This is a genomic window from Rhizobium sp. BK251 (assembly GCF_004345245.1).
Lineage (GTDB): Bacteria > Pseudomonadota > Alphaproteobacteria > Rhizobiales > Rhizobiaceae > Rhizobium.
On sequence record NZ_SLUQ01000001.1, the window covers coordinates 630,331 to 642,916 of the forward strand.

Genomic DNA, 12,586 nt, shown 5'->3' on the forward strand with positions numbered 1-12,586 from the left:
GCGTCCGGTTCCTGCAATCGACGGAGAAAGTTGCTTCGCGCCGGCTACCCCCTGGCGGCGAACGCGCGGCGAATGGCGTTACCTTCTCCCTGGTTGAGAGAGTAGGGCGTCTTTGGCCCGTTTCCAGCCACGATCTTCGATCCGCGGCGCGTCCCTCGTTGGGCTACTTGCCGGTCTTCCGTGGCAGGCGGACGTCCACCAGGTCCTTGCCGAGTTCGCTGCCGATTTCGGCCACCTTCGTCTTCTTGTCGTAGACGCAGAGGAAGGAGATCGTGCCCTTGGCGCCCTTCGGCTTTCCGGTCAGGAGAGCCAGTCCGTAATGCTCGCTGCCAAAGGGGTCGACGACGGCGCGGGCATTCTCCAGCGGGCCGGCGGCCGCCTTCCTGCACTTGGATTCGACATCGGCGGCAAACTGCTTCCATGCGTCGTCGGAAGAGGCGTGTGCGGCGGCTCCGAAGAGTAAGAAAGCGACAGTTGCGGCAACGCGGATTTTTTTCCTGTGCATCGGAAATCCTGTTCGTTTCGGCTCGCCGGAAGCGGCGTGAGCGACGTCGGCGCGCTGTTGGAAATGGCGAAAAGCCCTTGTATTTCCTAAATGATGTCCGGTGGCGAAATGGAGGCAAATTTTCCTTGGAGGCGCCATTTTTTGACATTTCCCAGGTTGCCTCGACCTGCTTCCGCTCCTATGTTCCGCTCACCTGCCAAATACGCAATCTATTGCCAAGAGGAGATCTGACCATGGCTTTCGAATTGCCTGCACTTCCCTATGATTACGAAGCGCTTTCCCCCTTCATGTCGAAGGAGACGCTCGAATTTCACCACGACAAGCACCACAAAGCGTATGTCGACAACGGCAACAAGCTTGCGGCCGAGGCAGGGCTCGGCGACCTCTCCGTCGAGGAAGTCGTCAAGAAGTCCTTTGGCACCAATCCCGGCCTCTTCAACAACGCTGCCCAGCACTACAACCACATCCATTTCTGGAAGTGGATGAAGAAGGGCGGCGGCGGCAACAAGCTGCCGGCCAAGCTGGAAGCGGCCTTCAAGTCCGATCTCGGCGGCTATGACAAGTTCAAGGCCGATTTCGCCAATGCCGGCGCCACCCAGTTCGGCTCCGGCTGGGCCTGGGTTTCCGTCAAGAATGGCAAGCTCGAAATCTCCAAGACCCCGAACGGCGAAAACCCGCTGGTCCATGGCGCAACGCCGATCCTCGGCGTCGACGTGTGGGAACACTCCTACTACATCGACTATCGCAACGCCCGGCCGAAGTACCTCGAGGCCTTCATCGACAGCCTGGTAAACTGGGACTACGTCCTGGAGCGCTACGAAGCCGCCACGAAGTAAGCCATCGCTTTCGAATTGACACACGAACCCCGGCCTTGCGCCGGGGTTTTCTTTTGTCGTCGGGCTGCCGGCCGGTTCACGCGCTCTGAGCCGCCGCGGTCTCCCAACCTTCGATCCACAGCTGTCGCAGCGTGTCGCCTTCGCCCTTGAAGGAGGCGTCCACGGCTTCGCAATTCTCGACGCGGTCGCTGCGGAAATTCCGGATCGCTTGCCTCAGTTCGCACCATGCAACGATATTGGCGGTCCGCGAATAGTAGATCAGTGCGATCGGGCGCACCGTGCGCTCGGTCGCCCGGCCGAGCTCGTCGCGATAGTCGAGGAGGAGCTTGCGTTCGTCGCGGATGGCGCGGCGCACGAGGGCGAGGTCGACGGCCGTCGGCGGCTGGATTGCCGAACCCCAGGCATGCAGCGCCTTCGTGTCAAGCGCCTGCCGCAGCGGTTGCGGCACGGCTCCGGCGATCTTCTGGTTCACGCGCTTCGCCGCCTGCTTCAGCTCGCCGTCCCCGGTCCGCTCGAGCAGCGCCAGCGCCAGCACGATCGCCTCCATCTCCTCGATCGAGAACATCAGCGGCGGCAGGTCGAAGCCCGGCCGCAGGATATAGCCGATGCCGCGTCCGCCTTCGATCGGCACGCGCATGGCCTGCAGTGCCGCGATATCGCGATAGACCGAGCGGACCGTCACCTCGAGGGTCGCCGCCATGGAGGCTGCCGTCACCGGCCGCGTGGCAAGCCGCAGGATCTGGATGATCTCGAACAGGCGGGACGCCTTGCGCATAGTAATTCCGCTCTTGGCCAGCAACGCTCCTGACAGAACCCTGTCAGTTGGGTTTTCGTATCATGCCCCGCATCAAATTGAAAAACAACGACGTCTCATGGTGAGACGTCTCATGGGGCACAAAGTAACTGACATGACCTACAGCGAAAATCTCTGGCTTTTCTTCACCCTTCTGTTCGGCATCATCATCGTGCCGGGCATGGATATGCTTTTCGTGCTCGCCAACGCGCTGACCGGCGGGCGGCGCACGGGGCTTGCGGCAACAGCCGGCATCATGGCAGGCGGCGCCGTGCACTCGCTCTATGGCGCGATTGGCGTCGGCCTGCTCGCCAGCCTGCTGCCGGCGCTCTTCAACCCGCTGCTTTTTGCCGGCGCGGCCTACATGGCCTGGATCGGTTTTGGCCTGGTAAGGAGCTCGATTGCCGTCGGCTCGGTCGGGCCGGGCAGCGCACGCACCGTATGGCGCGCCTTCCGGCAGGGCGCGCTCACCTGCCTCATCAATCCCAAGGCCTACCTCTTCATGCTGGCCGTCTATCCGCAGTTCCTGAAGCCGGCCTACGGACCGATCTGGCTGCAGGGATTGGTGATGGGCCTGATGACGGTCGCGACGCAGTTCGCCGTCTACGGTGCGCTCGCGCTGACGGCAGGGCGAAGCCGGGACCTTCTCGTAGCCAACCCGGCTGCAACGGCAATGGCAGGGCGGGTCGCCGGTCTCTTGCTCATCCTCGTTTCCACCCTCAGCGTCTGGCATGGCTGGAAAAGCGCCTGAACGAGGATTGGAAAAGCCTTTCCTTTCAAGGCCGAAGAGGCGTTTCAGGAATCGGTTTGCGAGGATGCGGAAGTGGTGATGGCGCTGCGGGGCGTGCCAGGCCGGCGGCGGAGCACCTTTCCGCCGTCAAATCATTACTTTAGTAAGCTATAGTTGACGCGGGCATGTAAGGCCGATTTCATATGGCACTGATTTAGTTCAACTATCACCATCTTGTTACCACAGTGCCGACCGAAATTTGCAATCATGCCCGCGTCGGCGGGCGCCGGGCCGCTCCCGCGATCTCGAACACAACATGGAGAGAGAAGATGAAGGTGAAAGCGATCATGGCCGCGGTGCTTGTTGCCGGCTTGGGGGCGGGCTTGGCAATTGCAGCGGACGGGACCCACGATTCGCGCTCTGCGCTGATGAAAAAGATGGGCGGTGCGGCAGGAGCGCTGACGGCCATCGCCAAGGGCGAGAAGCCCTATGATGCCGACGCGGTCAAGGCGGCGCTGACGACCATGTCGGAAACTGCCAAGGTCTTCCCCGCCCAGTTCGGCCCGGGCACAGAGACCGGCGATCCGGCAGCGAGCCCGAAGATCTGGGAGAACATGGATGACTTCAAGGCCAAGGCCGCCAAGCTGGAATCCAACGCCAATACCTTGATTGCCCAGCTTCCAACTGATGCCGCGGGTGTCGGCAATGCCCTGAAGACGCTTGGCGCGGATTGCGGAGCCTGTCATCAGGCCTACCGCATCAATGTGAAGCAGTAGGCCGTTTCCCACAAAAATCCTTTTGTCACCGCGCCGGCCTTTGCTTCCGGCGCGGAGGCTTTATGTGAGTGGCATATTCGTCAAGCCGCCGGGAGTGCCGCATGATGGCCAGATTGATCCGAATCCTGCTTTGTCTTGTCGGCCTCGTGGTCCTGGGCGCGGCCGGCTTCTATTTCATAACCGCACCCGATCCGTTGCCGGAGTCCCATTGGGCCAATCTCGGCGCACCGGACCTGAAGAATGGTGAAATGGTCTTCTGGGCGGGCGGCTGCGACAGTTGCCATGCCGCACCGGGCGCCCAGGGCGATGCCAAGCTCGTTCTTGCCGGCGGCCTCGCGCTGACGAGCCCCTTCGGCACCTTTCATGTCCCCAACATCTCGCCGGACGAGAAGGCGGGCCTCGGGTCCTGGACGCTCGCCGAGTTCGGCAATGCCATGAAGCGCGGCGTCGGCCGCAATGGCGAGCACCTCTACCCTTCCTTCCCCTACGGCTCCTATTCGCGCGTCAGCGACAAGGACATCAACGATCTCTGGGGCTTCCTGAAGACCCTGCCGACAAGCAGTAACATCGTCCCGCCGCACGAGCTTCGGTTCCCCTATAATATCCGTCTCGCGCTCGGGGGCTGGAAGTTCCTCTATTTCAACGACCAGCCTCGCGTTGCGCTTGCCAATCCCGACGACACGGTCAAGCGCGGCCAGTACCTCGTCGAGGGTCTCGGACATTGCGGCGAATGCCATACCCCGCGCGATTCGCTCGGCGGCTTCCTGAAAGATGAGTGGCTTGCCGGCGCGCCCAATCCGGAAGGGCGCGGCCGCATCCCTGATATCACGCCGGGGTCCCAGGCCGTCGGCGCCTGGAGCGCAGGCGACATCACCACTTATCTGCAGACCGGCTTCACCCCGGATTTCGATTCCGTCGGGGGCTCGATGGTCGATGTCCAGCAGAACATTGCCCACCTGCCGGCCCCCGACATCGAGGCGATCGCCGCCTATCTGAAGGCCATCCCGCCGAAGTAGGCGGGCCGGCTCGGCCAATGGGCATAACCGTCGCATTCTATTGACAAGGCACGCGCCCGCGGGCGATAGTCCGCATGTCGATGGTTCCCCGTAGCCAAGCTTCGGGGATGAAAAGGGAACACGATAGGGACGACCCATAAGGGGCCCGATTCGTGGCTGCCCCCGCAACTGTAAGCGGCGAGTCCGAGGACCGATCATGCCACTGGTGTTTACCGGGAAGGCGAGGTCCGGGATGATGACCCGCGAGCCAGGAGACCTGCCATCACGCGACGTTCAGGCCGGACGGGGTGTTCCGGATGCGAAACCGATCGAGCGAGATCCCGCGCCTGCGGAAGTTCGTTGATCGGGCGCTTCGTTCCCCCCAAAAAAGGCATGGATGTTTCGGATCGGGAGCTGTCGCTGCGCGCAGACGGCCGGCTTCTCGTCTCCAGTCTGCATCGAGAGAGGGAATAATTTCATGGCTGCACCGCAAGTCGCTTCGACTTCCACCACTTCCACCGACGTCAAGGCCGGCAAGCTTTTGCAATCGGCAATGGCCGTCTGCTTTGGCCTCATCATCGTCGGCTTTGTCGGCTTTTCTCATCTTGAGGTCGTTCACAACGCCGCGCACGACACGCGCCACGCGAACGCCTTCCCCTGCCATTGATCGGATAGAGACATGTCGCTTTTCCGTTCGATCGTCTTCACCTCGGTTCTCGCCGGGTTGATCGTCGGCGTCGCCGTGAGCGCCGTCCAGTTTGTCGGGACGAGCCAGCTCATTCTCAAGGCGGAAGTCTTCGAGAAGGCAGGTGAGGCCACCGCTCCCGACGCCGTCGCGCCCGCTGGTCACAGCCATGATGCGGCAGCGCCGGCCACCGACGATCATTCCGCCATGGCCGCCCATGAGCATGAGGAGGGCGGCTGGGAGCCTGCTGACGGTCTCGAGCGCAATGCCTTCACCGTTGCCGCCAACATCCTGACCGCCATCGGCTATTCGCTGGTGCTGACCGGGTTGATCGCGTTTCGCAGCAAGCCCGTCACCTGGCGTGAGGGGCTCCTGTGGGGTCTCGCCGGCTTTGCCTGCGTCATGATCGCGCCGATGCTCGGCCTGCCGCCGGAACTTCCGGGCACGCCCGCAGCACCGCTCGGCGAACGTCAGGTCTGGTGGATCGGCACTGCCGTCGCGACGGCCGCCGGCATCGCGCTCATTGCCTTCCAGCGCAAGCCCTGGGCGGCGGCGCTGGCGATCGTTCTGATCGCTGCTCCGCATCTGATCGGTGCGCCGGCAGCCCCGGAAGGCGAGCAGGCGCTGGCGCCGGAAGCGCTGGAGCATCAGTTCGTCATCGCGGCGGTCCTGACCAGCCTGCTGTTCTGGGCTCTGCTTGGCTCGCTGAGCGGCACGTTCCTGCGGCGCTTCGAGGCCTGATCTTGGCGGACCTTGCCGCCGAATGGCGCGAGGATATCGACGCCCTGCAATTCAACGCCGCCGGTAACGGCGGCGTTTGCATGATCCACCGCCTGGCCTTCCGCCGACTGCTCGGCTTTGCCCCCCGGCCGGACGACTGTCTCAGCTATTTCGCCGATCACGCAGCCGCCTTCGAGGCGGCGGCAAGCGCCAAGATCGAGGCGCAGAACCTGCCGCGCGGCCGCAATTTCCACCTCAACAGCCGCGACGTTTCCCGGCAGCTTCCCGCAATTGCCCGCTGATTGCCGTGAGCGGTTCTATGCGGCGCGCGACAGATGCTCCGCGCCGAAGAGAGCGACGTACTGGTCCAGTTCCTCGCCGCCGAAGCCGAGCGCGCGATAGACCTCGGCTGTAAAGGTGATCGGTGCCGAACCAGGCGCAGTGACGATCTTGCCCTCGCTCACCGCCTGCGGCACGTCCCGATAGTGCGCGCGCCCGGTGTAGCCCGCCGCATTGTTAAGGAAGTCCGGTGCGTTGCTGGTATGCGCTACGTTGTTCAGAGTTCCGGCGCGCGCAAGCGCCAGGGTCGCGCCGCAGATTGCCGCGACGAGCTTGTCGGCTGCGATGAAGCCCTCGACGAGCGCCCGCAGATCAGGCGCATCGTCCGTCTCCCAAATCGTTCCGCCGCAGAGAATAAGACCGTCGAAATCGGCAGGCTGCAACGCCTCGACGGAGGCGTTGGCGGCAACGGTCATGCCGCCCATGGATGTTACGGCAGTGCCGCCCGGCGTGGCGATCACCAGCCCGAAGCCGAAATGGGTGCGGGCCGAGGCCGTCAGTTGCGAGACCTCCCAGTCCGCGAACCCTTCCGTCAAAACCACCGCCAGTCTTGTCATCTCCTCGCCTCCCTGTTGCGTGCCGAGGATAGCGCAACGCCCTGCCGACAGGAACCATTGCCGGCCATGCCAGAGCAGGGAAATCGACGCCGTCCTCAGGCGAGCGCCTGCAGATAGCGCATGCCGGTGACCGGACGCGGAACGAAATTCATGTTCTCGTAGAAACGGTGTGCCTGGAAATTGCCGGTGGCGGCGCTGACCGAGAGGTAGCCGCAACCGGCCTTGCGGGCGGTGTCTCGCGCGCGGTCGACGAGATGCTGGCCTATGCCGTGGCCGCGGTGGCCGTCGCGCACGAAGAGATGGTGCAGGTCCATGCCGCGCGTTCCCTCCTGCGCCCTGTAGAGCGGTACCAGAATCGCGTAGCCGAGCAGGCCGTCATCGGATTCCGCCACCAGTGCGGTGATCCACGGCAGGGGACCGAAGAGATCTCGCTCCAGCTGCTCGGGCGTGATGCCCGCAGCATCGCCGTGGTGCGCGGCAAGCAGCAGGATCATTTCGTTGAGTTCCGGCAGGTCGCGCGGCTTCGCAGCCCGGATCGTCACGACGGGCGGTCTTGTCAGTGAAATATCGGTATCTTCAATCACGGTCTTCGCGTCCCTTCTGGAGATAGATGCCGTCAGGACGCTGCTGATACAACAAAGCCGCCTGACGGCGGCTTGTTGACAATATGATCTGTCCGGCCGCCCCTTACAGGTACAGCCAAAAATACGAGCTGGTGTGGTGCACGTTCTTGATCATGCCGGCTAGATGCCTTGAAACGCCGCGTCTTGTCAATGGTCAAAGTCGCGGCGTCCGACGTGGGCGCATATCCGGAATTTAGGTAGCAAATGCCACTAAATCTGAACCTTCAATCTAGATGGCCTGCGACAAGTCGCGGAGAGCCTCGCGATAGCTGTGAGAAGTTGACCTTGACGCTTAAGTCAATCCGAAAGTAGCCTCTGAGGATGTTGATGATCCGCGTTCTTTCTGGTCTCCCACCCTATGGGCCTCCCGCTCTCTCTTTCCCGAAGATGCATGCCCATCGGGAAGGTTTTGTGTTGGAGTTCACCAACGGCGATGGAGAGGCATGGGTTGCCAACTTTGCAATGCCACGTTCGGACGGTTTTTGTGCGGTCTACCAGGAGTTTGGTCCCAAAACAGTGGTCGTTGTTGCCGGTGGCGCGGGGTATGTCATTGACTGCGAGGAGCGCAGACTTCTTCGCGAGATCGATGGACACATTGATCAATGCTGGTATCAACCCGAGCTGCACGCCGTAGTTTTTTCGGATGGTTTGGGTTTCGAGTGTTTCGATGGTGACCGAACACTTTGGCGTAGCCCACGGGTTTCGTGGGACTGGATACGAAACATCGATTGCGCGGGCATGATCGTATCCGGAGAGGCGTACGATCCGTTCTCCGATAGCTGGGTGCCAATGCAACTGGACCTCAACGAGGTTAAACTAACGGGCGGGTCATATCCACCTGCCAACAATGAAGATGATGTTGCGATCAAAACCTCAATGGGGCCTGCATCTAGCGCATAAACCATATCTGTTCACTCCGATCGACTCCCGCCATGCCACCTGGTGTGAGGGCGGGATGGTTACGGGAGCGAGCTGGAGGTAACAATTTTTGCGCCGGAAATCTTAGTGGCATTTGCTACCTAATTCCGCGCATATCTCCGTCACCCGACGATCAGGGCCGGGCTCACCACTTGCGCATGGCGCCCGGGTAGTAGTCGCCGCGGCGGGGCGGATAGTTCCTGCTATTGTTGGGGTCTATCGAGCGGTCCATGTTCATGCTGCTTCTCGGGTCGTTGTCGCCGACGCAACCGGAAATCACCCCGCCGAGCCCGGTTGAAAGAAGAATGGCCGCTGCCACCGTGATGTACTTGATCTTGCTCATCTTCCATTCCTCTGTGATGCCTTGGGGCACTGTTTCGGTTGGATAATGCGCTGCCTTCGCCAAAGTTCAGGCGAAGTTGCCGGATCAAGACGATTGCGTCCGTTGGCTTTCGGGCGTCCCGGATCGCGGCCCGTCATCTTGGCTTTGTTTCTTGTAGTTTTTTTGAACGTTCGCCCTTGCCGCTATCGGCGGCACAGTCGGTCTGCAGATCGACGACTTTCATGGCGATGCTGGCACAGTTCTATCGCGAAGGCCACGATGAATTCCTCCCGGGTCACGCGTTGTTGATCTCGGTTGCATATTCGTGATAGCTTAAATTTGTTCCGCACCTGCAGAGCCAAGCCGGTGGCAAGAGGCATGCGATGAACTTTTCTGGTGTCGTTGTCCTTAGCTTTATATTCGGTTTCTCGTCAGTATTGGCGGGGCCGTTGCACGATGCCGTGCGGCAGGGAGATGTCGGACAGACCAAAACGCTTCTCGACAACGGTTCGGACATTGCGGAGCCCGATGCTTCCGGAGAGCCGGCCCTCGTCATCGCGTCCCTGGCGGGAAAGAAGGAGGTCGTTGCACTTCTTCTTGACCGGGGCGCCGACATCGAGATTCGCAACAAGGGCGGGCTGACGCCGCTTCATGCGGCAGCCTATGGCGGTCATCTCGATGTGATCGAACTGCTCGTCGAGAAGGGCGCGGTCGTAAACGACGACAAGAATTTTTATCACATGTCGCCGCTGCATGCGGCCGCCGAGGAGGGACATGCGGATGTCGTGGCTTTCCTAATCGCCCATGACGCCAACATCGAAGCGAAGGAGCGTAACGGCTACACGCCTCTGACACAGGCGGGATGGCGCTCCCATTGGGATTCGGCCGAACTGCTGCTGAAGGCCGGCGCCGTCTGCCAGGATGCCGCTCTCGTCGGCCCGTGGCTCTTCGAGGAATGCACCAAGCGGAAATGATGCGCTCTCGGGCGCAGCCGCAAACGGAGGAATACCTATGTCTGTGCATGGACGAAATCGCGGGATCGGGATTGCGGCCGCTGTGGCTGCAGCCGCCATCGTGCTCCTGGCTGCGGAAGCCGCCGCCGAGGATACGGTCAATACCGGCTACTTCGGCGACGTCGCTATCAAGGGCTATGACCCGGTCGCCTATTTCACCCAGAACGACGCGGTCGAGGGCAAGTCCGATTACTCCTATCGCTGGCTGGGCGCCACCTGGCAGTTCGCCAGCGCCAAGAACCGCGACCTCTTCAAGGCCGATCCGTCGAAATACGCTCCGCAATATGGCGGCTACTGCGCCGACGGCGTCTCCTTCGGCACGGTGACGACCAATGTGGACCCGAAGGCCTGGCGCATCATCGATGGAAAGCTCTATATCAGCTACGATCCGGGCGCGGCCGAAGGCTTCGAGAAAAATCCGACGAAGGTTGTGGATTCGCAGAAGCATTGGTCCGAGGTGCAGCACACGCTGATCACCGACAAGATCAGCAAGGACTGGCACCAGGCCTCCGCCGATTGATCTGCGGCGGCCTGCCTTGCGGCCCCTTCACTGGGCGATTGAGAAGAATTTCAATGCCTGCGGCGTGACGTGGACATAGTCCGCGTCCGGCTGCACGGCTGTCGTGTTGCGGTAGACGTAGCCGCACACCATGCGGTCGAGGAAGTAGCCGCCGAATTTCTCGCAGAGCTGGTTGCCGCGTACCTCCACCTTGCCGGTGATGTTGGTGTTCGCGCTGCGATAGGCGGTATTGCCGGCGGCGTCGAAGAACTGCATGAAATCCGTGCCGTTCCGGTGTTTTCCCGCCCAGGTCTTGTCGTTGGTGATGTCGGTCAGCGCCTGCTGCCCGAGACGATCGGCCTCGTCGCCTTCAAATCCGAACGGCCATCGCGGAATGCCTGCTTCCTTGAGGCCGACGAGGTGATAGCTCAGGTCGTCTGAACGCCAGTAGTCGTAGAGATAGGTGTAGTAGGTCAGGTTGCTGTCGGGAAAGAGCGCGAGCAGCCTTGCCTTCTCCATCGCCGCCTCGTCTTCGCTACCCTGCTGGGCATAGGCCGCCGCGAGATATTCGCGGACCGCTTCCGCATTGGGCAGCGCACCGCGCGCCGCCTCGATCAGCGGTATCGCCCGCTCGTTGTCGTGCGCCGTGTAGTAGACGATGCCGGCAAGCAATTGCAGGCTGGGGGAGGGCGAGGGGTCGAGCCGCAGCGCCTTCCCGATCTCCGTGATCGCTCCGTCGTGGTCGCCAGTATGGACGAGGATCAGCGCCAGGTTGGCGGCGGCCTCCGCGTCGTTCGGCTGCGCCGTCACGGCGCGGTTGGCTGAAACCCTTGCCTCCGTTTCGCGCCCGTCGACGAATTGCAGCAGGGCGAGCACGGTGTGGGCGCGGGCGTTGTTCGGATCGAGCTTCAGCGCCTGTCCGGCTGCGTCATAGGCGATCTTGCGGGCCACCGCTCCCGACCAGAGATAGTTGTAGTCGTTGCGCCAGACGTCGACCGCCACCCGCGCGATGCCGGCATGCGCGTCGGCAAAATTGGGATCGAGATCGATCGCCTTCTGGTAATAGGAAAGCGTCCGGCGATAGGTGTCCACATCGCCGTAGAGGTGCCCTTCCTGCTCGGCGCGCATGTAATAGTCGTAGGCCTCCAGGCTCTCCGTCGGGATACGGGCGAGCTGCGTTCGCTCCCCCTCGCTGAGCTTGATGGAGAGCGCCGAGATGATCTTGCCGATGACGTCGTCCTGGACCGCGAAGAGATCCGCATATTGCCTGTCATAGCGCTCCGCCCACAGCGAGAGGCCGCTCAGGGCGTCGATCAGCTTGACATTGATCCTGAGCCGCGGCCCGGCCCGTTGCAGGGAACCCTCGAGCACGTAGTGAACGCCGAGTTCGGAGGCGACGTCCTGTATCTTGCCGGCGGTGTCCTTGATTGCGAAGACGGAATGGCGTGCGATGACGAAGAGCCCCGATACCTTCGAAAGCTCGGTGATGAGGTCATCCGTCAGGCCCTCGGCAAGATGGTCGTGCTCGGTATCGCCTCCGACATTGATGAAAGGCAGCACGGCAACCGAAGGGCGCTCGGGCAGGGGATAGGCAAAGCGCGCTTTCTCGTTGGACCCGTCAAAATGGGTCCATGGCTGCCACCAGGCGAGCGGGCCGAGCACAAGCATCGCAACGACGGCGGCAAGCGCAGCAATGCGGCGCCACCGGCGCCTGTCCTTGATGCCGGCAACCGTCCTGCCTGCGGCACCGGGATCGAGCGCGATGCGGTAGACACGGATCGGCTCGGCTATGCTCTTGACCTTCTGCTTGCCGAGCGAAACGTAGCCCACCTGGAGCTTCGATTTCACCTGATCGTAGGTGGTGCCGGAAATCGCGATCCCGCCCGGCTCGGCAAGGGCCTGCATCCGGTCGGCGATGTTGACGCCCTCGCCATGGATGTCGCTGCCTTCGACGATGATGTCGCCGAGATTGACGCCGATCCGGAAGATGATGCGCTGGTAGAGCGGCACGGACGCGTTGCGCTCTGCCTTTTCCTTCTGCAGCGCGACGGCACAGTTCAGCGCGTCGACGACGCTCTGGAATTCCATGAGGATGCCGTCGCCCATGGTCTTCACCAGGCGGCCGTGATGTTCGGCGATCCGCGGCTGGAACACGTCGGTCAGGTCCGCCTGGAAGCGGACGCGCGTACCCTCTTCGTCGATTTCGCTCAGGCGGCTGTAACCGACGACATCCGCAATCATGACTGCTGCAAGACGACGTTCCATGCCCGTTCGA

16 protein-coding genes and 1 riboswitch are annotated in these 12,586 nt (G+C 62.1%); of the genes, 10 read left to right on the plus strand and 6 right to left on the minus strand.

Features of this window, described 5'->3' with window-relative positions:
- Positions 1-163 precede the first annotated feature (163 nt).
- The gene (locus tag EV286_RS03020; RefSeq protein ID WP_132955512.1) at positions 164-505 is read right to left on the minus strand and encodes a hypothetical protein; all 342 of its coding nucleotides are present in this window, start codon (positions 503-505) and stop codon (positions 164-166) included.
- Between the two features lie 233 nt (positions 506-738).
- Here EV286_RS03020 and EV286_RS03025 point away from each other — a divergent pair, with 233 nt between their 5' ends.
- Positions 739-1,341 carry a superoxide dismutase gene (locus tag EV286_RS03025; RefSeq protein WP_132955513.1) on the plus strand — a complete coding sequence of 201 codons (603 nt, stop codon included), beginning with the start codon at positions 739-741 and terminating at the stop codon, positions 1,339-1,341.
- Between the two features lie 76 nt (positions 1,342-1,417).
- Here EV286_RS03025 and EV286_RS03030 read toward each other — a convergent pair whose 3' ends face one another.
- Positions 1,418-2,116 (minus strand): YafY family protein, encoded by a 699-nt coding sequence (locus tag EV286_RS03030; RefSeq protein ID WP_132955514.1) that lies wholly within the window; start codon positions 2,114-2,116, stop codon positions 1,418-1,420.
- 133 nt (positions 2,117-2,249) lie between these two features.
- Here EV286_RS03030 and EV286_RS03035 point away from each other — a divergent pair, with 133 nt between their 5' ends.
- From EV286_RS03035 to EV286_RS03060, 6 genes are all read left to right on the plus strand, one after another.
- Positions 2,250-2,885 (plus strand): LysE family translocator, encoded by a 636-nt coding sequence (locus EV286_RS03035; protein ID WP_132955515.1) that lies wholly within the window; start codon positions 2,250-2,252, stop codon positions 2,883-2,885.
- Between the two features lie 308 nt (positions 2,886-3,193).
- Positions 3,194-3,640 (plus strand): cytochrome c, encoded by a 447-nt coding sequence (locus tag EV286_RS03040; protein ID WP_132955516.1) that lies wholly within the window; start codon positions 3,194-3,196, stop codon positions 3,638-3,640.
- Positions 3,641-3,741: 101 nt separating this feature from the next.
- Positions 3,742-4,656 (plus strand): cytochrome c, encoded by a 915-nt coding sequence (locus EV286_RS03045; RefSeq protein WP_132955517.1) that lies wholly within the window; start codon positions 3,742-3,744, stop codon positions 4,654-4,656.
- Positions 4,657-4,720: 64 nt separating this feature from the next.
- Positions 4,721-4,935: riboswitch (cobalamin riboswitch) on the plus strand.
- Positions 4,936-5,113: 178 nt separating this feature from the next.
- A complete protein-coding gene (locus EV286_RS03050) occupies positions 5,114-5,302 on the plus strand; it encodes a CbtB-domain containing protein (protein ID WP_132955518.1) in 189 nt (62 codons plus the stop codon).
- Positions 5,303-5,314: 12 nt separating this feature from the next.
- Complete coding sequence (locus tag EV286_RS03055; protein WP_132955519.1) at positions 5,315-6,061, plus strand: CbtA family protein; 747 nt, start codon at positions 5,315-5,317, stop codon at positions 6,059-6,061.
- A gap of 2 nt (positions 6,062-6,063) precedes the next feature.
- Positions 6,064-6,342, plus strand: coding sequence for a DUF1488 family protein (locus tag EV286_RS03060; RefSeq protein WP_132955520.1), 279 nt, complete (start codon positions 6,064-6,066; stop codon positions 6,340-6,342).
- A gap of 15 nt (positions 6,343-6,357) precedes the next feature.
- On the opposite strand, the gene EV286_RS03065 is transcribed toward EV286_RS03060, so the two are convergent.
- Both EV286_RS03065 and EV286_RS03070 read right to left on the minus strand, forming a co-directional pair.
- Positions 6,358-6,936: a type 1 glutamine amidotransferase family protein gene (locus EV286_RS03065; protein ID WP_132955521.1), complete on the minus strand. Its 579-nt coding sequence runs from the start codon at positions 6,934-6,936 to the stop codon at positions 6,358-6,360.
- A 95-nt stretch (positions 6,937-7,031) separates the two neighbouring features.
- The gene (locus EV286_RS03070) at positions 7,032-7,520 is read right to left on the minus strand and encodes a GNAT family N-acetyltransferase (RefSeq protein WP_132955522.1); all 489 of its coding nucleotides are present in this window, start codon (positions 7,518-7,520) and stop codon (positions 7,032-7,034) included.
- A 366-nt stretch (positions 7,521-7,886) separates the two neighbouring features.
- Between EV286_RS03070 and EV286_RS03075 the strand changes: the two genes are divergently transcribed.
- A complete protein-coding gene (locus EV286_RS03075; RefSeq protein ID WP_132955523.1) occupies positions 7,887-8,459 on the plus strand; it encodes a hypothetical protein in 573 nt (190 codons plus the stop codon).
- Positions 8,460-8,622: 163 nt separating this feature from the next.
- On the opposite strand, the gene EV286_RS03080 is transcribed toward EV286_RS03075, so the two are convergent.
- On the minus strand, positions 8,623-8,820 hold the full coding sequence (locus EV286_RS03080) for a hypothetical protein (RefSeq protein WP_132955524.1): 198 nt from the start codon (positions 8,818-8,820) through the stop codon (positions 8,623-8,625).
- Between the two features lie 362 nt (positions 8,821-9,182).
- Here EV286_RS03080 and EV286_RS03085 point away from each other — a divergent pair, with 362 nt between their 5' ends.
- Positions 9,183-9,773, plus strand: coding sequence for an ankyrin repeat domain-containing protein (locus EV286_RS03085; RefSeq protein WP_132955525.1), 591 nt, complete (start codon positions 9,183-9,185; stop codon positions 9,771-9,773).
- Between the two features lie 37 nt (positions 9,774-9,810).
- Positions 9,811-10,332 (plus strand): YHS domain-containing (seleno)protein, encoded by a 522-nt coding sequence (locus EV286_RS03090; protein WP_132955526.1) that lies wholly within the window; start codon positions 9,811-9,813, stop codon positions 10,330-10,332.
- 27 nt (positions 10,333-10,359) lie between these two features.
- On the opposite strand, the gene EV286_RS03095 is transcribed toward EV286_RS03090, so the two are convergent.
- Positions 10,360-12,576 (minus strand): adenylate/guanylate cyclase domain-containing protein, encoded by a 2,217-nt coding sequence (locus EV286_RS03095; protein WP_132955527.1) that lies wholly within the window; start codon positions 12,574-12,576, stop codon positions 10,360-10,362.
- Between the last annotated feature and the right edge of the window lie 10 nt (positions 12,577-12,586).

Coding starts and splice junctions, on each gene's coding strand:
- EV286_RS03020 (WP_132955512.1), bottom strand. CDS start 505: ATGCACAGGAAAAAAATCCGCGTTGCCGCAACTGTCGCTTTCTTACTC.
- EV286_RS03025 (WP_132955513.1), top strand. CDS start 739: ATGGCTTTCGAATTGCCTGCACTTCCCTATGATTACGAAGCGCTTTCC.
- EV286_RS03030 (WP_132955514.1), bottom strand. CDS start 2,116: ATGCGCAAGGCGTCCCGCCTGTTCGAGATCATCCAGATCCTGCGGCTT.
- EV286_RS03035 (WP_132955515.1), top strand. CDS start 2,250: ATGACCTACAGCGAAAATCTCTGGCTTTTCTTCACCCTTCTGTTCGGC.
- EV286_RS03040 (WP_132955516.1), top strand. CDS start 3,194: ATGAAGGTGAAAGCGATCATGGCCGCGGTGCTTGTTGCCGGCTTGGGG.
- EV286_RS03045 (WP_132955517.1), top strand. CDS start 3,742: ATGATGGCCAGATTGATCCGAATCCTGCTTTGTCTTGTCGGCCTCGTG.
- EV286_RS03050 (WP_132955518.1), top strand. CDS start 5,114: ATGGCTGCACCGCAAGTCGCTTCGACTTCCACCACTTCCACCGACGTC.
- EV286_RS03055 (WP_132955519.1), top strand. CDS start 5,315: ATGTCGCTTTTCCGTTCGATCGTCTTCACCTCGGTTCTCGCCGGGTTG.
- EV286_RS03065 (WP_132955521.1), bottom strand. CDS start 6,936: ATGACAAGACTGGCGGTGGTTTTGACGGAAGGGTTCGCGGACTGGGAG.
- EV286_RS03075 (WP_132955523.1), top strand. CDS start 7,887: ATGATCCGCGTTCTTTCTGGTCTCCCACCCTATGGGCCTCCCGCTCTC.
- EV286_RS03080 (WP_132955524.1), bottom strand. CDS start 8,820: ATGAGCAAGATCAAGTACATCACGGTGGCAGCGGCCATTCTTCTTTCA.
- EV286_RS03085 (WP_132955525.1), top strand. CDS start 9,183: ATGAACTTTTCTGGTGTCGTTGTCCTTAGCTTTATATTCGGTTTCTCG.
- EV286_RS03090 (WP_132955526.1), top strand. CDS start 9,811: ATGTCTGTGCATGGACGAAATCGCGGGATCGGGATTGCGGCCGCTGTG.
- EV286_RS03095 (WP_132955527.1), bottom strand. CDS start 12,576: ATGGAACGTCGTCTTGCAGCAGTCATGATTGCGGATGTCGTCGGTTAC.